Source organism: Parapedobacter lycopersici (genome assembly GCF_040395035.1).
GTDB lineage: Bacteria > Bacteroidota > Bacteroidia > Sphingobacteriales > Sphingobacteriaceae > Parapedobacter > Parapedobacter lycopersici_A.
The window spans coordinates 25,596-47,324 of sequence record NZ_JBEBRB010000011.1 but is presented as its reverse complement, the minus strand read 5'-3'; the positions used below and the strand labels follow the sequence as shown (position 1 = coordinate 47,324).

Here is a 21,729-nt window from a genome sequence, read left to right as displayed (position 1 = left end):
TTGCCGATATTAGCGGCCGCTTATGGAGAAAGGCAGAGGGAATGGACCCTGTGAAGCCTTAGCAACCTGTCACCAGACAAGGTGCTAAATTCTACCCGCCCGATGAGGGGGAAAGATAAGCAGCACACAACGCATGACTTGTGTCCTCTCTTTAAAGCAATCGAAAATATAGGTGATTACCGGTAAATGCCGGTGCATGGGTTGTACATTAACACATTATTAACATCATTATGTTGAAAACTAACAATTTGGGTTATCCGCGCATTGGGGCCCTCCGTGAGCTGAAAAAAGCGAATGAAGCCTATTGGGCAAAAAAAATCAGTCAGGACGAGCTATTACAGGCTGGCCGCCAGATCCGCGAGGGAAACTGGAAAACCCAACAGGATGCGGGTATTGACCTGATTCCTTCCAACGATTTTTCATTTTACGATCAAGTGCTGGATCTGACACTGACCGTAGGTGCTATTCCGGCACGCTACCAGGGTTTTGCAGTAGAGGGTGCGTCATCCTACAATCTTGATTTGTATTTTGCCATGGCCCGCGGCTTTCAGCAGGAAGGCCTCGACGTTACGGCCATGGAAATGACCAAGTGGTTCGACACCAACTACCACTATATTGTTCCGGAATTTGTAAAGGATCAGCAGTTCAAGCTGACTTCTGAAAAAATCATCAACGAATTTAACGAGGCAAAGCAACTGGGCATCCAAACCAAGCCTGTATTGATCGGCCCGATCACATACCTGCTATTAGGCAAGGAAAAAGAGGCTGGTTTCAACCGGATCGACCTCATTGACCGGTTATTGCCGGTGTATGAAGAAATCCTGGGCAAGCTTGCTGCGGCCGGCGCGCAGTGGATCCAACTGGATGAACCATTCCTTGCGTTGGATATCGATGAAAAAACCCGCGAGCTTTATCAGCAGGTTTACAGCCGCCTGTCGGCCGCTGCTGCCGGTGTAAACCTGGTTGTGGCAACGTATTTTGAATCGCTGCGCGAAAATACCAAGACTGCACTGAACCTGCCAGTACAGGCGCTTCATGTTGACCTGGTGCGTGGTGAAGATCAATTGGACGCGCTGTTGGCCGCTGCTCCAGCAGACCTGATCCTTTCCTTGGGTGTGGTCGATGGCCGGAACATCTGGAAAAATGATTACGAAGCTTCTCTCGGGAAAATTAACCTGGCAATAGAGCAACGGGGCGCAGACCGCGTATGGATCGCACCGTCGAGCTCGTTGCTGCATGTGCCGTTTGACCTGGACCTCGAAGACAACGAGCAATCGTTGCCGGCAGAGGTGAAGAACTGGATGGCATTTGCAAAACAGAAACTTCAGGAAGTGAAAGACCTGGCGGTACTGGCAACAGGAGATGCTGACACAGCTGTAGCGCAACGGTTTGCAGCCAATAAGTCGGCCCAAGAGAGCCGACGTACGTCTTCACTGATTCATCGCGAGGAGGTGAAGGCCCGCGTTAGCAGCATTACCGACGAAGATGCACAGCGGACCAGCCCGTTTGCTGCGCGGAAGGCAAAACAGCAGGAGAAGTTTAACCTGCCTGCCTTTGCTACCACGACCATTGGATCGTTCCCCCAGACCAGGGATGTACGTAAATGGCGTGCAGATCTGAAGAAAGGGGCCATCAGCCAGGCGGAATACGACCAGCTGATCGCGGAGGAAACCGAACGTACCATCCGCCTGCAGGAAGAACTGGACATCGACGTATTGGTACACGGCGAATTTGAACGGAATGACATGGTGGAATATTTCGGCGAACAGCTGTCGGGATACGCTTTCACTAAAAACGGATGGGTGCAATCCTACGGTTCGCGCTGTGTAAAGCCCCCCGTTATTTATGGAGACGTATCGCGGCCCAGCGACATGACCGTACGCTGGTCAGCTTACGCACAGACATTGACCACCCGTCCGGTAAAAGGCATGTTGACCGGTCCGGTCACCATCTTGCAATGGTCTTTTGTACGGAACGACCAACCGCGCTCGGAAACTACGTATCAGATTGCACTGGCTATTCTTGATGAAGTACAGGCGCTGGAAAAGGCCGGCATCAAAATTATCCAGATTGACGAACCGGCTATCCGTGAAGGATTGCCGCTGCGCAAAGCGGATCATAAAGCCTATCTGGACTGGGCAGTACGGGCCTTCCGGGTATCATCCTCCAATGTGGACGACGATACGCAGATTCATACCCACATGTGCTACTCGGAGTTTAACGATATCATCGAGCATATCGCAGCGATGGATGCCGACGTAATTACCATTGAAACGTCGCGTTCCCAAATGGAGCTGCTGGATGCATTTGCAGACTTTAATTACCCTAATGATATCGGGCCGGGCGTGTACGACATCCACTCACCACGGGTGCCCAGTAAGGAAGAAATGGTAAAACTGCTTGAAAAAGCCAAAGCCGTTATTCCTGCCGGACAGCTGTGGGTCAATCCCGACTGCGGACTGAAAACCCGGGCATGGCCGGAAACCAAAGCCGCACTTGAAGCGATGGTCGACGCAGCGAAAACACTGCGTGGTATTGCTGAAGCGGTATAGTTTGCCATTACCCGGTAAAATAGTTTTTTCGACCCCGCTGCCGGTTCCGGCGGCGGGGTCCTTTGTTTATGTTTGTTAACCACGGGGGCTCCCGTCGCTCACCACGGATCACCCGTCACCACCAAAAAACACTATCTTTGCGCCATGCGGTTTGATATTATTACAGTACTGCCCGGCTTATTGGAAAGCCCTTTTGCGCATTCCATCCTGCAACGTGCACAGCAGAAAGGTTTGTGTGAAATTGTCGTGCACAACCTGCGGGATTATGCCCACAATAAACACCGGAGCGTGGACGATTATCCTTACGGTGGCGGAAGCGGCATGGTCATGCAAATCGAGCCGTTTGCGGTATGTATCGAACAGTTGCAGGAAAAGCGGCAATACGATGAGGTGATCTTCATGACACCCGATGGCGAAACCCTCAACCAGACCATTGCGAACAACTTGTCTACCAAAGGTAACCTGATGGTTCTTTGCGGTCATTACAAGGGAATAGACCAGCGCATCCGCGATCTTTTTGTTACCCGCGAAATCTCCATCGGCGATTATGTCCTGTCGGGGGGAGAGCTTCCCGCGGCTGTGTTGGTAGACGCTGTAACACGACTCATTCCGGGGGTGCTTTCAGATGAAACATCCGCGCTTTCTGATTCCTTTCAGGGTGAGTTGCTGGACGCACCAGTGTATACCCGGCCGGCTAACTGGCGGGGGCATCAGGTGCCGGATGTGCTGTTAAGCGGTAATGAAGCCGCAATAAACCGGTGGCGTGATGAACAGGCAATGCAACGGACGAAAACCCGCCGTCCCGATCTGCTCGATGATTAATTTATAAGCAAAAATTTGTTTAGTCGATTTTTTTTATATTTTTGCCGGTAATGTTGAAGCATGCATACCATAATATGATCTGGTGGTGGCCCGAAGGAAAGAACGTCGGGTCATATGGATTATTATCGTATTCATAATCAACCAGAGCCTTATGAAAGTTGGCCCGACGTTTTGGAAAATCCGTCGGGTTTTTTTGTGTTTTTAATTAATAGCATGAGCGATGAAATATCATTTTAAAACCACGTATAAGCAGTTATTAGCGGACACTGCGACGCCGGTAAGCATTTACCTTCGGCTGCGTGATGTGTTCCCGAACACCCTATTGCTGGAGAGTTCGGATTACCACAGCCGCGAAAATAACATGAGTTATATCTGCTGCCAGCCCATCGCCGGAATTAAGCTGGATAAAGATATGCTTGAAATCCAGTACCCGGATAGGGCAATCGAACGTAAACCGGCCTCGGCAATTGACCTTCGTCAGGAAGTTTCGGCATTCCGGCAGGCATTTCAGGGAGCCGACCAGGCTGATTTTAATTTCATCTCCAATGGGCTATTTGGTTTTTTTACGTTTGATACCGTTACTCATTTTGAAGACATATCCCTGCAGAGCCCGCCCGATGCGCAGCGGGATATTCCATACATGCAGTATCACGTTTACCGCTATGTCATTGCCATAGACCATTTCCGTAATCAGCTGTACATTTTCGAGCATCAGCTCGAAGGGTCGGATACGGCGCCCGGGTTGGAAAAAATCCAGTACCTGATTCAAAACAAGAACTTTCCGGAATACAGCTTTTCGCTGGTCGGGGAAGAAGGTTCAAATATGACGGGGGATGATTTTAAAGCGCTGGTGATGAAAATGAAAGAGCATATTCACCGGGGCGACGTCTTTCAGATTGTGCCTTCCCGCGCCTTTTCCAGGTCGTTTCTGGGCGATGAATTCAATGTATACCGCACGTTGCGGTCCATCAACCCGTCGCCCTATTTATTTTACTTTGATTACGGCGACTTCAAGCTTTTTGGCTCATCGCCCGAAGCGCAGCTTACCATCCATAATAACGTGGCCACCATCCACCCCATTGCGGGCACGTTTAAACGAAGCGGTAACCTGCAGCAGGACGAACAGATCGCTGAGGCCCTGAAGGCCGATCCCAAGGAAACGGCCGAACACGTGATGCTGGTAGACCTCGCACGCAACGACCTGAGCCGCCATTGCGAAAAAGTACACGTAAAATCCTATAAAGAGGCCCAGTACTATTCGCACATCATTCACTTGGTTTCCAAAGTGTGCGGTGTGCTCAAGGCCGGCGTGAATTCATTTGATGTCGTGGGTGATACCTATCCCGCAGGTACGCTGAGCGGAGCCCCGAAGCACATGGCCATGCAGCTGATAGACCGATATGAAAACCAGCAGCGAAGCTTCTATAGCGGTGCCATTGGGTACATGGGTTTCAATGATGATTTTAATCACGCGATTATGATCCGGTCGTTTTTAAGTAAAAATAACGTCCTGCACTACCAGGCAGGAGCCGGTATCGTCGCAGACTCCGACCCGGAGAAAGAACTCAACGAAGTAGACAATAAGATTGCCGCGCTGCGCAAAGCGTTGGAACTGGCGCAGGAAATCAATAACCATCAATAAGCACACCGCATCACATGGAAAACCCACAACAATCCTCACCCAGGATATTGGTTATAGATAACTATGATTCATTTACGTTCAATCTTGTGCACCTGCTGCATGAGTGCGGGTACGATGCCACGGTATGGCGGAATGATAAATTTGAATTGAAAGACGTGGCTGGATTCGATAAGATCCTACTCTCTCCGGGACCGGGCATTCCGAAGGAAGCAGGGCTACTGATGGATGTAATCCGCGAATATGGTAACACCAAAAGTATTCTGGGCATTTGCCTCGGACAACAGGCCATTGCCGAAGTATATGGGGGGCAATTGTATAACCTGGCTAAGCCGGTCCATGGTACAGCGACCCCGTTGCTGATTACCGATCCGGATGAACCCATATTCCGGGGATTACCGAATGAGTTTCCCGCCGGGCGCTATCATTCCTGGGCGGTATCACGTGAAGGACTTCCTGATACGCTTCGCATTACGGCGGAAGATAGCGAAGGTGTAATTATGGGACTTTCACATAAAACACTGGATGTTAAAGGGCTCCAGTTTCACCCTGAATCGGTGCTGACCGCCCATGGCCGGGAAATGATGGCCAATTGGCTGCAGGCCCGCACTACAGATCACGGATCATCGACCACAGATCAGAAGTAAAATGACTATACTGGATAAAATTATCGCGAGAAAACGCGTTGAAGTAGCACAGGCAAAGGCTGCAGTACCGCTTTCGGACCTGGAACGTCAGCCATTGTTCGACCGGACGTGCCACGTACTGCGGACATCGATTCTGGATACCGCAAAAACCGGGATCATTGCCGAGTATAAGCGGGCGTCACCCTCGAAGGGCATAATTAACGATCGGGCGACCGTAAATGATGTCGTTTCGGGCTATCAACAGGCCGGAGCATCAGCGGTTTCGGTTCTTACTGATGCCGACTTTTTCCGCGGGAGCCTCGACGATTTGAAGGCAGCGCGCGCAGCACTCCAGCTGCCGTTGCTTCGAAAGGAATTCATCATCGATACTTATCAGATTACCGAAGCAAAGGCTTACGGTGCCGATATTGTGTTATTGATCGCTGCAGTCCTTTCCCCGGAACAGGTGAGAACCCTGTCGGAGTTTGCAAAATCGCTGAGATTGAATGTGTTATTGGAAGTGCATGACCGTGATGAGCTTGAGCGCAGCATGGTAGACAGTGTCGACGCTATTGGTGTGAATAACCGGAATTTGAAAGATTTTTCGGTATCCATTGCACATTCTCTCGAACTCGTATCCCTAATCCCCGACCGGTTCATCAAGGTCTCCGAAAGCGGAATCAGCGACCCGGCGACCATCACGTCGTTGCGCGAAGCCGGTTTCCAGGGATTCCTGATCGGGGAGAATTTTATGAGGACCGAAGATCCGGCGCAGGCGATACAGGAATTTGTGGAAACCCTCGCCGGGTAGGTATTACTTTATTCGTACAATTTTATTTTCAGCGGCACTCATGCTGCTTCGCGGTTTTCTTGATAAAAAAGTAACCAAAATCAAGGCTGTACGGGATGCCTTGCAATTGATTGCAGGGCATTTACGGCGCATCCCGGAGCCGTTCTGCTTCGCTCCACTTTTACGGCCTGCTTGGTAGCGGCTACCCAAACGCCGCTGCAAAACACCCTGCTGCTCACTGCTGCGGCATCCCACAAGGCCGGTTTACCCACCGCGTGGGGCCATGGCCAAACACGCAGCCCATGCTATCGGCTAACATCTTATTCGCTGTTACGGATTAGGATGGTATAAACAGCCAACCCGGACAAAAAAGGAAAGAAAAACCAGTGCAAGAAAGAATAGAAGAGCGCAGGTAAACGGAGAATGGGAGCACGAACCGTTGTGCTGCTTAAAATGCCGCATGGGAGATCTTGCGGCTTGCAGTGGGATGCACTACCGCTGTAGCAAGAGATCCAAGCGGCGAGTTTTTTTGTTACTTTTTTTTGCGGAAAAAAAGTATTGCCCTATTGCAGCGAGCAACGGAATGCCTTACGCGCAACGGCAATGTAGGCCGTCAACGAATGAAGAACCATAAATTTCGTATCTTTGCACCCGCATAGCATTGGTTAACAACATGTCTGTCAAGATTGGAAACATCGACTTAGGCAAATTCCCGCTTTTACTCGCCCCCATGGAGGACGTGAGCGATCCGCCATTTCGCCTGGTTTGCAAGCAAAACGGGGTCGACATGATGTATACCGAGTTCATTTCCTCCGAAGGACTCATCCGCGCGGCGGCGAAGAGCCGTCAGAAGCTGGATATCTTTGAATACGAACGCCCGATCGGCATCCAGATTTTCGGCAGTGATATCGATACGATGCGCGAAGCCACTGAAATTGCTTCACAGGCCAATCCCGACCTGATCGACATTAACTACGGATGTCCAGTGAAGAATGTAGCTTGCCGAGGTGCAGGAGCCAGCCTGCTGCGCGATATCGATAAGATGACCGCCATGACCAAGGCTGTCGTATCGGCTACCCACCTCCCCGTGACCGTAAAGACAAGGCTGGGCTGGGATGATAACTCCAAAAATGTATATGATGTGGCCGAGCGCCTGCAGGATGTCGGTATCCAGGCGCTGAGTATACATGGGCGTACCCGTGCGCAGCTGTATAAGGGTCAGGCCGACTGGCAACTGATCCGTGACATTAAGCGTAATCCGCGTATCCGTATCCCGATCTTCGGAAATGGTGATGTGGATAGTGTGGATAAAGCTGCCGCGTGGCGCATGGAATACGAGGTGGATGGCATTATGATCGGCCGTGCGGCTATCGGTTACCCTTGGATCTTCCGGGAAATCAGGCACTTTTTTGAAACAGGTGAATACTTGGCCGGGCCTACCATTGCCGAACGGGTGGCGGTCTGCCGGACACACCTGGAGAAATCTGTGGAATGGAAAGGCGAGAAGACGGGGATATTTGAAATGCGACGGCACTATGCCAGCTATTTTAAAGGCATTCCGCATGTTAAAGAATACCGGATGAAACTGGTATCGCTAACGACCCTTGCCGATATCCATGGTGTACTCGACGAAATCAGTGAGCAATTCGAGCTGGAAGTAGCCTAGCTGCATCTCTTCTCTCCGCTTACCCATTACGCTACTTACTTTTTAATAATACGCGTATATTCTTCCATTCTACAAGGAATGTAGCCCCAGCAAACGCGATAAACAGCAGATTGCCGGCAATGATACTGCGGTCAAAAACGATGAATGCCAGCCAACAGACTACTACGCCAACGCCAATATAACTGAGATTTTTGCCCACACGGTAGGGTATGGGATAGCGCCGGTTGCCCCAGAGGTACGATAACACCACCATGCTGCCGTAAGCTGCCAGTGTAGTCCATGCGGAAGCGACATAACTGTACTGCGGAATAAACAGGTAATTCAGCACCAGCGTGATGACCGCCCCAATGCCGGAGATATATAGGCCGAAACGAGTCTGGTCGGATAGTTTATACCAGATCGATAAATTCATGTAGACACCCAAAAACACATAATTCAACAACAGAACCGGGATAATCGGCAGGCCAGACCAGTATTCAGCCTGCTCAGCCGGGCTTCCGCCACGGATAAAGTTTTTGAGTAATTCGATATTCACGGTTATGCCCGTCATCACCAATACCATCGCAATAACGAAGTAATCCATGATCAGCGCATAAGTCTGCCGGGCATTTTTGCTCTTGGCGTGGCTGAAGAAAAAGGGCTCGGCCCCCAGGCGGAAGGCCTGTACAAAAATGCTTAAAAAGATAGCAATTTTGCTTACGGCTCCATAAATCCCCAGGTCGCGGCTACCGGCGTCACCCGGAATTAACTTTGGGATTAACAGCTTATCGATGTGTTCGTTAATGATAAATGAAATGTTGGCGATCAGTACCGGGAAACTGTAGGTAAGCATATCCACCACAAGTTTACGCTCAAGATGGAGCCGGATCTTCAGCAGCTCAGGCAGCAGCAGTATCAAGGTGACCAGGCTGGCGATCAGATTGGAAATAAAGACATAGCCCAGCCACTCCTGCCGGTACCAGCCGCTAAAATAGGTGGCCAGCCCCGGGTAAGTTTGCATTAGTTGAGGGATGACCACAATAAAACCCAGTGTGCACCCCACAAACGTGAGGATATTAAGCAGCTTCAACAGCGCAAAACGTATCGGCCTTCCTTCGGCCCGCAGGCGGGCAAAAGGGATTACCGCAAGGGCATCCGCGACCAGAATCAGCGCGAAGTAGATCACGTAGCGGCGGTAATCGGGATCATAAACACCATTATTGAGCCAGGTGGATATACCGGTTGCAAATAGGGAAATCATGCCCAGGAACAGCACGGAAATGAAACAGATCACGATGAAACTGTTATTGAATACCCGGGCCTTATCGCCTTCATATTTCTGCAGGTAGCGGAAATACGTGGTTTCCATCCCGAAAGCCAGCACGGCATTCAGCATGGCTGCCCAGCTATACATATTGGTGAATATGCCGTATACCGCTGCCGGGAATTTGCGTACAAAGAGCGGGGTAAGGACAAAGTTGAGTAACCGTGCAATAACGGTGCTTAGCCCATAAATGGCAGTTTGGCCGGCAAATTTTCTAAGTACAGACAAGTTTTACGCGTTAAGGGAGCTAACGGGATTTCCTAATAACCTCAAAGTTACGATAGTTTTTCACATCGCCGGCACGGCAAACAACGTTTTCTACGACTGCCCGATCAGGACCTTCACGGCACCATTCCAAAAAAGCGTCCAGCGCGAAATCGTCCCCTTCGGCTTCCAGGTAAACGGTACCGTCCGGTTCATTGCATGCAATGCCCTTCACACCCAGCTGGTCGGCCACTGCCTTGGTAGAAAGTCGGAAATAGACACCCTGTACTTTTCCGGAGACGGTAATATCAATGTGTTTAATGCTGCTGCCTGTCATATCGCCGGGTCTTACAAAAACTTCTCCAAAACGCGTATTGCGAAAGACAAAGGTATTACTTTAAACCACGCACGGCATTCAAAAGTCAATTTTAATCCAACAATTTTTTTTATAACTTGTTAGCCTATAACACGTCGGTCAACTACCTTGGATCAATACATTTATGGAACAAATTTTCTTTGGCAATACTGTAAAATCTTACCTTATCGTGGTCGGCATTATCGTCGCTGGCCTGCTTATTATCCGGATATTTAAATACGTCTTTTTAAACTGGTTACGGCGAAAAGTCGCGGGAACATCCAATACGTTGGACGACTTTTTGATTCAGGGGCTCAGTACCGCTTTTTTGCCTTTGCTGTATTATGGTGTATTCTACTATGCGCTCAATCTGCTCGAATTGCCGCCGTGGCTCAACCGGGCGCTGGATATTGCGGGCATGTTCCTGTGGACTTTTTTAATTACCCGCCTGATCATTTTCGCAATACGCTATTTTCTGCAAAACTACCTTGAGAAGCGAGGACAGCACACGGCAATCACACAGCTTCGGGGTATCACGCTGATTGTATCGATGGTTATCTGGAGTCTGGCGATTCTTTTTTTTATCAATAACCTTGGGTACAACGTTGCGACGATCCTGACCGGCCTTGGCATCGGTGGCATCGCGATAGCCTTGGCTACACAGACGATCCTGGCAGACCTCTTCAATTACTTTGTCCTTTTTTTCGATCGCCCTTTCGAAGTAGGTGATTTCATTGTGGTTGAAGATAAAAGCGGTACTGTCGAAGCCATCGGTATCAAAACCACCCGGGTCAGGGCGTTAACAGGTGAGCAGCTCATCTTCTCCAACACGGACCTGACCAATTCGCGGCTGCATAATTTTAAGCGGATGCAGCGCCGGCGGGTGGTATTCACCATTGGAGTCACATATAGTACACCAAAGGAAAAGCTGGAAAAAATTCCGCAGATTATCCAGGAAGCCATTACACAGCAGGCTGATACCTTATTTGACCGGGCCCATTTTACGTCATTGGGTGATTTCAGCCTGATTTTTGAATCGGTCTATTTCGTCCTTACCGATAACTATAACCGATATATGGACATTCAGCAGGCCATTAACCTGTACCTGTATGACACCTTTAATCGGGAGCGGATTGAATTTGCATTTCCAACCCAAAGCATGATCGTTCAGAAAAGTCCGGATGACCTAACAGACCCCGATGGCAAATCCGGCGACGAAAGATTACCGGGCGACGATGGTTAATATTGTAAACAGCCGCCCTTAGGACAGCTGTTTAGGTGGCAGTACGCTTATTTGTGCATCGCCATTGGTGTGCCGGCACCGGTACCCAGGGACTGGGCGCGCCGGATGTCTTGTATAAAACGTTGCTCTACAGCTTCCAAAAGTGGACGTGTTTCTGCATTAATCGCATCGGAATATTTCTTTTTAGACTGCTCAAAAAGCCGCTTTTCTGTTTCGAGACGGGCTTGTAATAAATCCTGCAACCGGACGATTTCCTTTTTTTCCAAAGCATCCCTGCGGGCATGTTTTTTAGCATATCGGGCCGCGATTTTTGCTATTGCCTGCTCGCTTTCGGTTACCCGGATGCCTTGCTCAATATCGTTTTTGTATCCCTGTATGAGGTGGGCTTGCTCACGATCGAGTTCGGCGTGGTTGCCCTCGGTGTTTGCAATGCGTTCCAACCCCAGTTCATACTGTTGCCAGAGCAGTTCAACGTTCCGTTGATGAAAGCTGAGCTGTTGTTTAAAGGCATCCACCTGTTGTACCGGATCCTTCGGGTCTTTACTGTATACAGCTTCGATTGTGGCCGAGGGTGATGAAAATGCGGCGTTATTTCCGGTGATTGTTACGCCAATTAATGCACTTAATACGATAAATTTCATGACAGTTAAATTTTAATGTTTTGCGATTTATTTCCTGTTTTGTTGTAAGAAATGGACGTGGGACAGCAATAAATGTTGCATAGGTTTCCGGGAAAATAGACCAACGGCCATTGACGGTCGACCAAAAGGAAACACATTAGACCAACGGTGATTATTGGTCGGTGAATGGCCTTCGTTTTTGAACCAAGCCATCCAATCCATTGAAACGCAGAAAATGATAATGATAGGAAAACTACTTTTTGATAACCGAAGGTATATTGAACAGATTTTGTAATTTAACCTCCATATTATGGAATCCAGAAGATCGTTCTTGAAAAAGGCAGCATTACTCGCCGGAGCAACAGCGGCAGCACATACGCTGCCGCCTTCCATCCAGCGTGCGCTGGCGATAGAACCGTTGGCGGGCACCACCTACCTCGACGCGGAACATGTGGTGTTTCTCATGCAGGAAAACCGGTCGTTTGACCACTGCTACGGCAGCCTGCGCGGCGTGCGTGGGTTTAATGACCCGCGGGCAATTACACTGCCGAATGGCCTTCCTGTATGGGCACAAAGCAACGCGCAGGGCGAAAGCTTCGCCCCCTTCCGCTTGGACATCAAAAATACGAAGACCACCTGGATGGGTTCGCTCCCCCACGGCTGGAAGGACATGGTCCACGCCCGGAACGACGGGAAAATGGATACCTGGCTGGAAGCGAAAAAAGCAGGCAACCCCGAATACAGGCACATGCCGCTGACGATGGGGTATTACGACCGCGAAGATATTCCGTTTTACTATGCGCTGGCAGATGCCTTTACCGTATGTGATCATCATTTTTGCTCTTCGCTAACAGGCACCAGCGCCAACCGGTCATATTTCTGGTCGGGCACCATCCGGGAGGAACCCCGTAATCCGGAGTCGGTGGCGCACGTAGACAACGGGCAGATTAATTACAAAAACATCGGTTGGAAAACATACCCCGAGCGGCTCCAGGAAGCGGGAATACCCTGGAAGGTCTACCAGAATGAGCTCAGCCTTCCCATTGGTTTTGAAGGAGAGGAGGAAGACTGGCTTGCCAATTTTACCGATAATAACCTGGAGTTTTCCCGGCAATACCACGTCCGTTTCCATCCGGCGCACCGTGCTTACCTAAAAAAGCGGGTGCAGCAGCTGGAGGCAGAAATCCGTGCCGATAACCAGGCAGACGCCGCATTGAAAGATAAGCGGGGGCTGCTGGCACAGCTGCAGGCGGATCTCGAGACTTACAGCGCCGAAAACTTTGATAAACTGACGGAGTTTGAACGCGAAATTCACCGGCGGGCATTTACTACCAATACGGCGGATCCGGATTATCATCGGCTGGAAACCATCCACTATTCCGATGAAGCCGGGGCCAAAAGCGTGCAGGTACCCAAGGGCGATATCTTCCACCAGTTCCGGAAAGACGTCGAATCGGGGGACCTGCCCACCGTTTCGTGGCTGGTCGCCCCCTGTAATTTCTCCGACCACCCCGGGGCGCCGTGGTATGGCGCATGGTACGTTTCGGAAGCGCTCGATATCCTGACGAAGCGCCCGGAAGTATGGCAAAAGACCATCTTTGTGCTTACCTACGATGAAAACGACGGCTATTTCGACCACATGCCTCCGTTTGTGCCACCGCATATCGACAGAAAAGCAGCGGGCGCGGTAGCCTCCGGAATTGATACTGTCGATGAGTATGTTACCGCAGCCCAGGAAAAGGAGCGATCCGGCAATCCGGACGCGACGCTCGACAGCCCGATCGGGCTCGGTTTCCGTGTCCCGCTGGTGGTGGCCTCCCCGTGGACAAAGGGCGGATGGGTAAACTCCGAAGTGTTCGACCATACCTCTACGTTGCAGTTTCTGGAACATTTTCTGGAAAAACGGACGGGTAAAAAAGTAAACGAGTCCAATATCAGTGCCTGGCGGCGATTGGTTTGTGGGAACCTGACCTCCGTTTTCCGCCCGGCGACGGCTGTCGCGGATGCAGCGCTGCAGCCGCTGGGGCGCGACGGTTATGTGGCGCAGATTTACTCGGCACGGGATAAGGGGTTACCCGGAAATTACCGGTTGCTTCAACCCGATGCGTTAGCGCAGCTGCGAACGCAGTCGTTTCGCTCGACGTTGCTGCCGCAGCAGGAACCGGGAACCAGGTCTGCGTGTGCCATTCCGTACGATGTTACGGTGGACGCCCGTGTCGATCGGGCCGCCCAGCAGCTCACCATGGTATTTAAACTGGCGGGAACACTGCCGAAGACCAAAATAATGGGCGTACCGTTTCGTGTGCACACACGTGTTCCATACCTGTCCGACGACCAGCCCGGGCGCACCTGGAATTTTGCCGCTCGGGAAAAGGAAGACCTCCACTATACGTGGCCGCTGGAAGATTTTCCGGATCAGCATTATCGGCTGCAGGTACACGGCCCTAACGGATTTTTCAGGGAGTTTTCCGGTGGCCCGCAGGATCCGGAGTTACAGCTCTCGGTGTCAGGCGACCCAGCAACGGGAAATTTAAAGCTTATGGCTTCATCGGTTCAAAACATGCAGCTTGTGCTGAAAGACATGGCTTATCACCGGCCGGTAAGTGCACTATCCGTAAACACATCCGGCCAAACGCTGCTGATCGATCTGTCTGGCTCGGATGGCTGGTATGATCTACTGGTGGAAGCTGTCGGCTATCCCGGATTCCAGCAGCGCTTTGCCGGTCATGTAGAAACCGGTAAACCCAGTACAACCGATCCGCTGATGGGTGGATAACAAGGCCTACCACCGCACCCTTCGGTGATAGGTTGCTATTGCTGCGGCGAGTAGGTTACGATGTCAATACCAATACCATTGGGATCTTCAATAGCGAAATGCCGGTCGCCCCAGGGTTCGTCGCGTAATGCAATCCGGATGGTGACGCCTTTCTTTTTCAGTTCGTCATACAGGGCATCTACATCGGCAACCTCCAGTGTCAGGTAAACGCCCTTACCCTGGAACGGTGCATGGAAAAGGTGTTGCTGTGAAGGGTGGTTGGGCAATAAGAAACTGATCTCGGACTCCCCTCCCGGCGTGTGCAGCAGTACGTAAAATTCGTTTTCGAACGTAATGCCAAACCCGAGCGTATTAACGTAAAAGTTCTTGGTTTCGGCTAGTCTTTCGGTAATAATTCCTGCATTGAGTTTCATGGTCTTACTGTTAAGTATTGAGTCGGTCTGCGAATACCCTGTTGCTGCCAAGAACAACAGGCCGCATAATAAAACACCTATCTTTTTCATGTTGGTTAAATTCCGGTGTAAAATTCCGCTTTACCCGGATAGGAAGATTGTAAAAATCAGACAATCGCTACCCGCCGAAAGCCCTGCCCGGGGTAATACCGTAGAAATTCCGGAAAGATTTGATGAAATGCGCCTGGTCATAATAACCGGATTCGAGAAACAGTCCGGCTTTTCCCAGCCCCCGGCCGGCCGCTGTGGCTCGTAACAGCTGCTGGAACTGCACCACCTGGCTGAATGTTTTCTGCGTGGTACCGATGTAATAATTGAATAGTCGCTGCAACTGCCGCGGACTGATCCCGGTATCCAGTTCCGTATCGGTATTGACGATTCCCTGTTTCATTAAAATAAGGTCAAGCGCACGATAGAACCGGTTGTCGTAATTAAATTGAGCAGATTCCAGCTGTGTTAAAAAATACCGATCGAGCAGTGCCGTTGTCTGGGCGATCGTCAGCCGGTCTGTCAGGTAGTTGGCGATATACTGCGCGGCCGATGGAATAACGGCATCTAATGCTTCATAACGGTCGCTTAACTGCGAGGCGTCTATTCGGAAAAGCTGCGGAAACATGGTTGGCAAAAACCGGACGCCTACGTAATGAAACGTGTCCGCGAGCAGAAACTCCGTGTACCGCCGGCAAAAACCCATCACAAAACTTTGTTCCGGATTCCGCAGTTCAACGAACATATCGATGCATCCGTCCGCAATCACCCGGTAATGGAAGGGTGCTGCCAATGCCTGTGTGGTTTGCAGTGTCCAGTAACAATAGATGTGGGATCGCAGGTGCGGGTGAGGCGTGAATTCCCGGTAAATAACACGATCAGCCGATTGCCTGATGGCCGGCTGGATAGGGGAGTACAGCTGTCTTATTCGTTCGATCATCGCCATAGCGAATATAGGACAAGTTTTATAAAGCGCAAAAGACATCCAGTCCAAGTCGGAATACCCGGGCGTGCACATATACCCAAGTTGAACAGTATAGGGCCACCGCAGCAGTTTGCGGGCATAACAAGCTGCTGCAACACGTTGTACCGGGGATTCCGTTTCTGGGCCACACACTGCCTGCGACTGTCAATTAGCGCGGGGGATAACCCGTGCTAATCAACATATGCAATGCAGTCGATCTGTATCAGAATGCCATCCCGCCCCATCTGATCCACCCCTGCGCCACTGTAGGAACGTACCGGTTTGGGGTCGGGAAAAAAGTCGCCGTAAACTTCGTTAAGCGGCCCAATGTTCTTGTTCGGTTCGGCCAGGGTCATGTGTACTTTCAGTACGTTAGCCATGGAAGAACCGGCATTTTCCAGCAGTTCCTTCATAATGGTGAGGGCACTTTTCACCTGCACCTGGATGTCGCCCGGTTCTTTGCGACGGGCTTCATACCAGCCGCCGATACCGCAGATGAATAGCAGGTTGCCCGACCGGATACACGTCGACAGCGGGCTGGTTGTGGCATAGCTTGCCAGCGGGATCGCCTCTTTTTTGGGTGTCCACGCTTCTTTCTTTGCGGGTGCCGCTGAAGCTTTTTCAGGCGTTGCCGCCGCTACTCCGACCAAAGGGAGTACCGTTAAACTTTTAAGGATTTCTCTACGTTTCATGCGTTATCGGTTAGTTAAAAATTGATTTTGATTCTGTGCCGCTAAGATAATAAAGCTTTTGTTGTGCCGGTACGGGAATCGTTAAATGTCATTATGGCATAATTGCCAGTTCAGCACAGCTTTTGCTGGTGCTCCCATAAAGCGTTTTAGTATCATGACCATACAGCTGACTGAGGAGAATAAATTAAAGAAGCTAATTGTTGTTGGCGACCGGGTGTTGATCAAGCCCACCACGCCGAATGAACGGACGGCCAGCGGCCTGTACCTCCCTCCGGGCGTGCAGGAGAAAGAAAAGGTACAATGGGGATACATTATGAAAACCGGTCCGGGCTACGCAATCCCGACACCGGTAGAAGATGATGATGCGTGGAAACCCCAGGAAGAACGTGTCAAATACATCCCATTGCAGGCACGAGAGGGCGATTTGGCTATTTTTCATGTCGGTGCATCCACGGAAATCCAATACCAGGGCGAAAAATACTACATCGTGCCGCAGGGTGCTATTTTGATGCTCGAGCGTGAGGAAGAACTTTAGCCAACCGTTAAATAACTGCTCGGCGAGATGTCGCTTCCATCGTATCGGGTAAATGAGGCATATATGTGAACGGGCTGCCCGTTGCAATCCTCGCTCAACCGGATAAATTGCCTGCCGTTATGCCGGTATGCGCCATTAAAAGTGAACTCGGTGTAGCTGGTTTGCGGAAAAAACAGCAGCACGAGCAGGTAGTCCTTGCTTTTGGCTTGTTCTTCTCCCGAGTTGTCTGTCCAAGTTAACTCCGGCCCACCTTCCCGCCAGTGCGCCGCCCCGCCCGTTATACGCTCTGCCCCTCCCATGCTGACCAAAACCGGCTATAATCGAGCCGCAGATCCGGGTATTCGCCCACGACCGCTTGTTTTTATTGGTTGACATGGCAGGATTAAACGCGCTCATCTGTCGCGCCTCTTCCCAACGATGGAATCCCACCCGGATAAAGAAAATGATATCCTGAAGGAAACGTTGTACAAGGGCTAATTTTTGCTGATTAGCCAATTGGGCAGGACTTTGTTTTTTGTGCGACGGCCGTGATAAACCACGTATTACATCCTTACCCCGCCATTGATAGCCGACAACGTTGCCGACCTTTCCGGTGAACCCGCCATTGGGTCCGTTTTTTTAAGATTGCCATAGCAGTATTGGTTTTTGGTCTTACCCAAAGCTATAACTAATCCGTGAGCAATCCAATAATAACCCAGATCTTCTCCGGACCTGATAGGAAAGTAGTAGGGATTTCTCCCAACAATGTCCCTATAAAGTCCCTACCATGTCCCTATTGGCTCCCTGGGAAATCCCTGGAATTTTACATGCGGATACAATCGGCAGGCAAGGGGAGGTATACCTTGAAGATTATAAAAAAAAGATATCTTTGTGTTGCTGGCCGGCACTGCGCCGGTCACCGACTAACCTGTTTACGATAAACCGAAAACAATGATGAATTGCTTCTATCGTGCAAAAATGATTGCCATTATTCCGATCATGGTGTCGCTGATCGTCGCCTGCCAGCAGCCAGCGGCAACTCCCCCGCTTACCCTCACCGCCGGATTCATAGACAGTAATCTGAACGATGCCGTGACGCAGATCAAGGTATTGGCCGAACATGTGCCCACCGATTCGCTGCCGCGGACATACCAGCACAGCACGAGTGTGAGTTCCAATACATCGTGGTGGACTTCCGGTTTTTATCCGGGATCCCTGCTTTACTTGTATGAGTATTCCGGCGATACACAACTGTTTGATCTGGCAAAGGAAAAGCTCGCTCTCCTCGAAAAAGAAAAAGAGAATACCGGCACACACGACCTGGGGTTCATGCTGTATTGCAGCTTTGGAAATGCCCTGCGGATCACCGGCGATACATCGGCTTACCGGGACATCCTGCTGACCGGTGCGGAGTCGTTGAGCACGCGGTTTAACCCGGCAACGCAGACCATCCGCTCCTGGGAGGGCTGGCATTTCCCGGTCATCATCGACAACATGATGAACCTGGAGTTCCTCACGCAGGCGTCATCCGAGCTGGACGGCGACCCGAAATATTACGATATTGCGGTGATACACGCCAACACCACGATGAAAAACCACTACCGCCCCGATCATAGCGCATACCACGTGATTGACTACAATCCGGAGAACGGGGAGATCATCGGCCGGAAAACAGCCCAGGGCGCCTTCGATGAATCGGCATGGGCCCGGGGCCAGGCGTGGGGACTGTACGGCTATGTGATGATGTACCGGCAGACGTCGGATTCGGTTTACCTGGATTTTGCCCGGGATATTGCCTCGTTCCTGTTCGGCCATCACAACATGCCCGAAGATGGTGTGCCCTATTGGGATTTTGATGCCCCGGATTTACCGGCAGACAGCCCCTATGCCGGGCACTACAAAACGATGCGGGACGCCTCGGCTGCCGCCATTCTGGCTTCGGCGCTGCTGGAGCTGAGTACCTATACCGCGGGCGAAGAGCAGGTTGGGTATCTTCGGAAGGCGGAGACCATCCTGAGGAGCCTGTCTACCGAGGCCTATAAGGCAGCAATCGGAACAAACGGCGGGTTTATCCTGAAACACAGCGTAGGCTCCATTCCGCACGGCAGTGAAATTGACGTGCCACTGACGTATGCCGATTATTATTATATTGAGGCACTGTTGCGGTACAGCAGACTGCTGGAAAACAAGCCCGTGCTGGGATAAGCTGGCAGATTCCGCGGATTGGCAGGCAGTAACAAAATGGTGGGGATAGCCGGCGGACCCGGCTACCGGTGAAGTTTACTTTGGATTTTTCCGATAATCTTCTGAATTTTGTGTTTGTCGATGGATTTCGATTTTTGGCCGTCGACGAATAAAACCAATTGGCATACGGTGCCTATGTTAACCTTAAGTGGCCGCCGCTGAATAACAGACTGCATCTGGAGGTTGCTGAACCTGTATTTTAAATATAGGGATACCATATGGACAAAGTGAACAACGAGGAGGAAAAGCTGCTGATCAGCAACCTAAAGGGGGGCGATGAGCACGCTTTTACGGTATTGTACAATAAATATAGCCCGACCATCTACGTCAATATCCTGAAATTAGTAAAAGCGGAGGAGGTTGCGTTGGATGTGTTGCAGGAGCTTTTTATTAAAATTTGGAATTGCCGCGAGTCCATTGATCCGAATAAGGATTTCCGGGCTTATTTATTCCGTATCACCTATAACCAGATCCGGGATTTCTTTCGCAAAGCAGCGCGGGACAGGCAATTGGCTGACCGGTTGGTTGCGCTTACCACGGAGGGCTACGAGCACATCGAACGGCTGCTCCAGCAAAAGGAAACGGCAGCTATATTGGACCGGGCTATCGATGCGCTGCCCATGCAGCAACGGCGGATCTTTATCCTCTGCCGCGTAGAGGGGCGGAGCTACGAAGAGGTTGCCACGATGCTGGAACTTTCCATCGCTACCATTGGAAACCAACTCTCCAAAGCAACAAAAAACATACGCAACCAGTTAAATGCGAGAGACTTAAGCTACCTGTTTGCTCTCGGGATCGTGGGTTATGCCCTGGTGTAAATCATTTTTTTTCATTTTGGTGTAGTAGGATTTTTCCGCCCTGACGTATTACCAGTATAACCAATGGAAAAACCAACGCATATCGGCAAATTGCTGGATCGGTACATTAGCAATACGGCTTCTCCGGAAGAAGTACGGCAGCTGATTGCCTATTTTCAGGAAGGAAACGAAACGGAAGCGGACGTGCTCAACCTGATGCGACAGCGCCTTGCGGATCCACTGGAATCGACGGAGGCCCTTTCACCGGAGGTCCAACGGGCATTAGCGGAGTCATTGTTAAAAATCAGGCGGCACATTCACGGGCATTCGCCGGCGGTGCCCGTGCGTCGGTTGCGCCGGTTATCCAAAACGGCGATACTTGCCGCTGCATCCATATTGCTGGCATTTACCGTAGGTATTGGCTGGTTCTATTACGCCACTGGCGAAAGACAGGCGGCGGACATCGCATTGGTTAGCCCTTATGGCGGAGATGTGCCCGCCGGTGGCGACCGGGCTACGCTGACCCTGTCGGATGGTCGCGTGGTCATGCTGAACAACAACAAAAAAGGGGTGGTGATCGGCGATGATCTCACGTATAACGACGGCACATCGCTGGTGGATGTGGAAGGAAGGGATGAACTGCCGGCACTCACGGAACTGACACTGACCACGCCCCGCGGCGGGCAATACCAGACGACCCTCTCTGACGGCACCAAAGTATGGCTTAACGCCGGCTCTTCGCTTCGCTATCCGATGCATTTTCCCGCGGATAAGCGCATAGTGACACTTGAAGGTGAAGCCTTCTTTGATGTTTCCCACGATGCCAGCCGGCCTTTTACCGTACAGGTAAATGACACGGAAATCGAGGTGTTGGGCACCCAATTTAACGTGAATTCGTATAGCAGCGTCACCGCTACACTGGTGGAGGGTTCGGTGAAAATAGCCAATAATACCGGCCAGCGGTTACTTAAGCCCGGACAGGAGGCACACGTTGGGGAAAACATCACCGTGCAGGCAGCAGACCTGGATAAGGTAACGGCCTGGAAAAATGGATATTTCCATTTTAAGGACGATAACATGATGGAAATCATGGATCAGGTGGCTCGATGGTACGATGTGGAGGTAACCTATAAAGGTACGGCACCGGGCAATAAGGGCTATAACGGACGGATCCGCCGGGAAGTGAATTTATCCAGCGTGCTGGAGATGCTCACCTACGTAAGCCGGGCGCGGTTCGAAGTGAAAGACAGGCAGGTTACGGTAACATTTGAATAAACCAATTTTTTAACCAAATATGATAAACGATGAGCAATTTTTACCACTACCCCAAGTAGGTGCCGGACGCCTTCAGTAGACTTATAAAAAACGGGAGTGTTAGCGGCACCCCCGATGGTTAAGGCTAACCCAATAATCGTGTTGACAACAAACTATTAATTAACCTTAATTTCTACAAAAGTATGAATTACTTTTCTTTTGGCAAAA

At 50.7% G+C, this 21,729-nt stretch carries 19 protein-coding genes, 1 pseudogene and 1 riboswitch; of the genes and pseudogenes, 12 read left to right on the top strand and 8 right to left on the bottom strand.

Translation table 11 applies throughout. From position 1 onward, the window contains the following. Positions 1 to 17 precede the first annotated feature (17 nt). Positions 18 to 122, top strand: a riboswitch (SAM riboswitch). A gap of 108 nt (positions 123 to 230) precedes the next feature. The 6 genes from metE to dusB all read left to right on the top strand — a co-directional run bounded on the left by metE (position 231) and on the right by dusB (position 8,095). Then, positions 231 to 2,552: a 5-methyltetrahydropteroyltriglutamate--homocysteine S-methyltransferase gene (gene metE / locus ABWO75_RS04530; RefSeq protein ID WP_353183010.1), complete on the top strand. Its 2,322-nt coding sequence runs from the start codon at positions 231 to 233 to the stop codon at positions 2,550 to 2,552. A gap of 144 nt (positions 2,553 to 2,696) precedes the next feature. Next, a complete protein-coding gene (gene trmD / locus ABWO75_RS04525; protein WP_353183008.1) occupies positions 2,697 to 3,374 on the top strand; it encodes a tRNA (guanosine(37)-N1)-methyltransferase TrmD in 678 nt (225 codons plus the stop codon). A 220-nt stretch (positions 3,375 to 3,594) separates the two neighbouring features. Continuing rightward, positions 3,595 to 5,016, top strand: coding sequence for an anthranilate synthase component I family protein (locus ABWO75_RS04520; protein ID WP_353183005.1), 1,422 nt, complete (start codon positions 3,595 to 3,597; stop codon positions 5,014 to 5,016). Positions 5,017 to 5,030: 14 nt separating this feature from the next. Beyond that, positions 5,031 to 5,660: an anthranilate synthase component II gene (locus ABWO75_RS04515; protein ID WP_353183003.1), complete on the top strand. Its 630-nt coding sequence runs from the start codon at positions 5,031 to 5,033 to the stop codon at positions 5,658 to 5,660. A 1-nt stretch (position 5,661) separates the two neighbouring features. Further along, positions 5,662 to 6,450, top strand: a complete 789-nt coding sequence (gene trpC, locus ABWO75_RS04510) for an indole-3-glycerol phosphate synthase TrpC (protein WP_353183001.1) — start codon at positions 5,662 to 5,664, stop codon at positions 6,448 to 6,450. Between the two features lie 652 nt (positions 6,451 to 7,102). After that, positions 7,103 to 8,095 (top strand): tRNA dihydrouridine synthase DusB, encoded by a 993-nt coding sequence (gene dusB, locus ABWO75_RS04505; protein WP_353182999.1) that lies wholly within the window; start codon positions 7,103 to 7,105, stop codon positions 8,093 to 8,095. A gap of 31 nt (positions 8,096 to 8,126) precedes the next feature. On the opposite strand, the gene ABWO75_RS04500 is transcribed toward dusB, so the two are convergent. Further along, entirely contained in the window at positions 8,127 to 9,626 is a 1,500-nt protein-coding gene (locus ABWO75_RS04500; RefSeq protein ID WP_353182997.1) for a lipopolysaccharide biosynthesis protein, read from the bottom strand. A 19-nt stretch (positions 9,627 to 9,645) separates the two neighbouring features. Beyond that, complete coding sequence (locus ABWO75_RS04495) at positions 9,646 to 9,939, bottom strand: acylphosphatase (protein ID WP_307876435.1); 294 nt, start codon at positions 9,937 to 9,939, stop codon at positions 9,646 to 9,648. 163 nt (positions 9,940 to 10,102) lie between these two features. On the opposite strand from ABWO75_RS04495, the gene ABWO75_RS04490 reads away from it, so the two are divergent. Continuing rightward, positions 10,103 to 11,200 carry a mechanosensitive ion channel family protein gene (locus ABWO75_RS04490; RefSeq protein ID WP_353182994.1) on the top strand — a complete coding sequence of 366 codons (1,098 nt, stop codon included), beginning with the start codon at positions 10,103 to 10,105 and terminating at the stop codon, positions 11,198 to 11,200. A 47-nt stretch (positions 11,201 to 11,247) separates the two neighbouring features. Here the strand turns inward: ABWO75_RS04490 and ABWO75_RS04485 are convergent, their stop codons facing one another. Continuing rightward, complete coding sequence (locus ABWO75_RS04485; protein ID WP_353182992.1) at positions 11,248 to 11,841, bottom strand: hypothetical protein; 594 nt, start codon at positions 11,839 to 11,841, stop codon at positions 11,248 to 11,250. A gap of 289 nt (positions 11,842 to 12,130) precedes the next feature. Between ABWO75_RS04485 and ABWO75_RS04480 the strand changes: the two genes are divergently transcribed. Then, positions 12,131 to 14,596 (top strand): phosphocholine-specific phospholipase C, encoded by a 2,466-nt coding sequence (locus tag ABWO75_RS04480; protein WP_353182990.1) that lies wholly within the window; start codon positions 12,131 to 12,133, stop codon positions 14,594 to 14,596. A 35-nt stretch (positions 14,597 to 14,631) separates the two neighbouring features. Here the strand turns inward: ABWO75_RS04480 and ABWO75_RS04475 are convergent, their stop codons facing one another. The 3 genes from ABWO75_RS04475 to ABWO75_RS04465 form a co-directional block, all read right to left on the bottom strand. Next, on the bottom strand, positions 14,632 to 15,099 hold the full coding sequence (locus ABWO75_RS04475; protein ID WP_353182988.1) for a VOC family protein: 468 nt from the start codon (positions 15,097 to 15,099) through the stop codon (positions 14,632 to 14,634). Positions 15,100 to 15,166: 67 nt separating this feature from the next. Beyond that, entirely contained in the window at positions 15,167 to 15,976 is an 810-nt protein-coding gene (locus ABWO75_RS04470) for an AraC family transcriptional regulator (RefSeq protein ID WP_353182986.1), read from the bottom strand. A gap of 215 nt (positions 15,977 to 16,191) precedes the next feature. Beyond that, the gene (locus tag ABWO75_RS04465; RefSeq protein ID WP_353182984.1) at positions 16,192 to 16,692 is read right to left on the bottom strand and encodes a RidA family protein; all 501 of its coding nucleotides are present in this window, start codon (positions 16,690 to 16,692) and stop codon (positions 16,192 to 16,194) included. Positions 16,693 to 16,846: 154 nt separating this feature from the next. Between ABWO75_RS04465 and ABWO75_RS04460 the strand changes: the two genes are divergently transcribed. Beyond that, the gene (locus ABWO75_RS04460) at positions 16,847 to 17,227 is read left to right on the top strand and encodes a co-chaperone GroES (RefSeq protein ID WP_353182982.1); all 381 of its coding nucleotides are present in this window, start codon (positions 16,847 to 16,849) and stop codon (positions 17,225 to 17,227) included. Here ABWO75_RS04460 and ABWO75_RS04455 read toward each other — a convergent pair. After that, on the bottom strand, positions 17,224 to 17,526 hold the full coding sequence (locus ABWO75_RS04455) for a DUF6266 family protein (protein WP_353182980.1): 303 nt from the start codon (positions 17,524 to 17,526) through the stop codon (positions 17,224 to 17,226). The two genes, ABWO75_RS04460 and ABWO75_RS04455, sit on opposite strands and share 4 nt — an antisense overlap. Positions 17,527 to 17,596: 70 nt before the next feature. Beyond that, positions 17,597 to 17,812: pseudogene (locus ABWO75_RS04450) on the bottom strand (DUF6266 family protein); the annotation flags it as partial. Positions 17,813 to 18,157: 345 nt separating this feature from the next. Here ABWO75_RS04450 and ABWO75_RS04445 point away from each other — a divergent pair. The 3 genes from ABWO75_RS04445 (at position 18,158) to ABWO75_RS04435 (ending at position 21,522) form a co-directional block, all read left to right on the top strand. Next, on the top strand, positions 18,158 to 19,411 hold the full coding sequence (locus ABWO75_RS04445; protein WP_353182978.1) for a glycoside hydrolase family 88 protein: 1,254 nt from the start codon (positions 18,158 to 18,160) through the stop codon (positions 19,409 to 19,411). A gap of 257 nt (positions 19,412 to 19,668) precedes the next feature. Next, the gene (locus ABWO75_RS04440; protein WP_353182975.1) at positions 19,669 to 20,268 is read left to right on the top strand and encodes an RNA polymerase sigma factor; all 600 of its coding nucleotides are present in this window, start codon (positions 19,669 to 19,671) and stop codon (positions 20,266 to 20,268) included. Between the two features lie 63 nt (positions 20,269 to 20,331). After that, positions 20,332 to 21,522, top strand: coding sequence for a FecR family protein (locus ABWO75_RS04435; protein WP_353182973.1), 1,191 nt, complete (start codon positions 20,332 to 20,334; stop codon positions 21,520 to 21,522). Positions 21,523 to 21,729 lie beyond the last annotated feature (207 nt).

Excerpts from the sequence above, each read along its gene's own strand:
- trmD (WP_353183008.1), top strand. The coding sequence starts at position 2,697 with ATGCGGTTTGATATTATTACAGTACTGCCCGGCTTATTGGAAAGCCCT.
- ABWO75_RS04445 (WP_353182978.1), top strand. The coding sequence starts at position 18,158 with ATGATGAATTGCTTCTATCGTGCAAAAATGATTGCCATTATTCCGATC.
- dusB (WP_353182999.1), top strand. The coding sequence starts at position 7,103 with ATGTCTGTCAAGATTGGAAACATCGACTTAGGCAAATTCCCGCTTTTA.
- ABWO75_RS04465 (WP_353182984.1), bottom strand. The coding sequence starts at position 16,692 with ATGAAACGTAGAGAAATCCTTAAAAGTTTAACGGTACTCCCTTTGGTC.
- ABWO75_RS04485 (WP_353182992.1), bottom strand. The coding sequence starts at position 11,841 with ATGAAATTTATCGTATTAAGTGCATTAATTGGCGTAACAATCACCGGA.
- ABWO75_RS04520 (WP_353183005.1), top strand. The coding sequence starts at position 3,595 with ATGAAATATCATTTTAAAACCACGTATAAGCAGTTATTAGCGGACACT.
- ABWO75_RS04475 (WP_353182988.1), bottom strand. The coding sequence starts at position 15,099 with ATGAAAAAGATAGGTGTTTTATTATGCGGCCTGTTGTTCTTGGCAGCA.
- ABWO75_RS04515 (WP_353183003.1), top strand. The coding sequence starts at position 5,031 with ATGGAAAACCCACAACAATCCTCACCCAGGATATTGGTTATAGATAAC.
- ABWO75_RS04480 (WP_353182990.1), top strand. The coding sequence starts at position 12,131 with ATGGAATCCAGAAGATCGTTCTTGAAAAAGGCAGCATTACTCGCCGGA.
- ABWO75_RS04440 (WP_353182975.1), top strand. The coding sequence starts at position 19,669 with ATGGACAAAGTGAACAACGAGGAGGAAAAGCTGCTGATCAGCAACCTA.
- ABWO75_RS04460 (WP_353182982.1), top strand. The coding sequence starts at position 16,847 with ATGACCATACAGCTGACTGAGGAGAATAAATTAAAGAAGCTAATTGTT.
- ABWO75_RS04470 (WP_353182986.1), bottom strand. The coding sequence starts at position 15,976 with ATGATCGAACGAATAAGACAGCTGTACTCCCCTATCCAGCCGGCCATC.
- metE (WP_353183010.1), top strand. The coding sequence starts at position 231 with ATGTTGAAAACTAACAATTTGGGTTATCCGCGCATTGGGGCCCTCCGT.
- trpC (WP_353183001.1), top strand. The coding sequence starts at position 5,662 with ATGACTATACTGGATAAAATTATCGCGAGAAAACGCGTTGAAGTAGCA.
- ABWO75_RS04455 (WP_353182980.1), bottom strand. The coding sequence starts at position 17,526 with ATGGGAGGGGCAGAGCGTATAACGGGCGGGGCGGCGCACTGGCGGGAA.
- ABWO75_RS04490 (WP_353182994.1), top strand. The coding sequence starts at position 10,103 with ATGGAACAAATTTTCTTTGGCAATACTGTAAAATCTTACCTTATCGTG.
- ABWO75_RS04495 (WP_307876435.1), bottom strand. The coding sequence starts at position 9,939 with ATGACAGGCAGCAGCATTAAACACATTGATATTACCGTCTCCGGAAAA.
- ABWO75_RS04435 (WP_353182973.1), top strand. The coding sequence starts at position 20,332 with ATGGAAAAACCAACGCATATCGGCAAATTGCTGGATCGGTACATTAGC.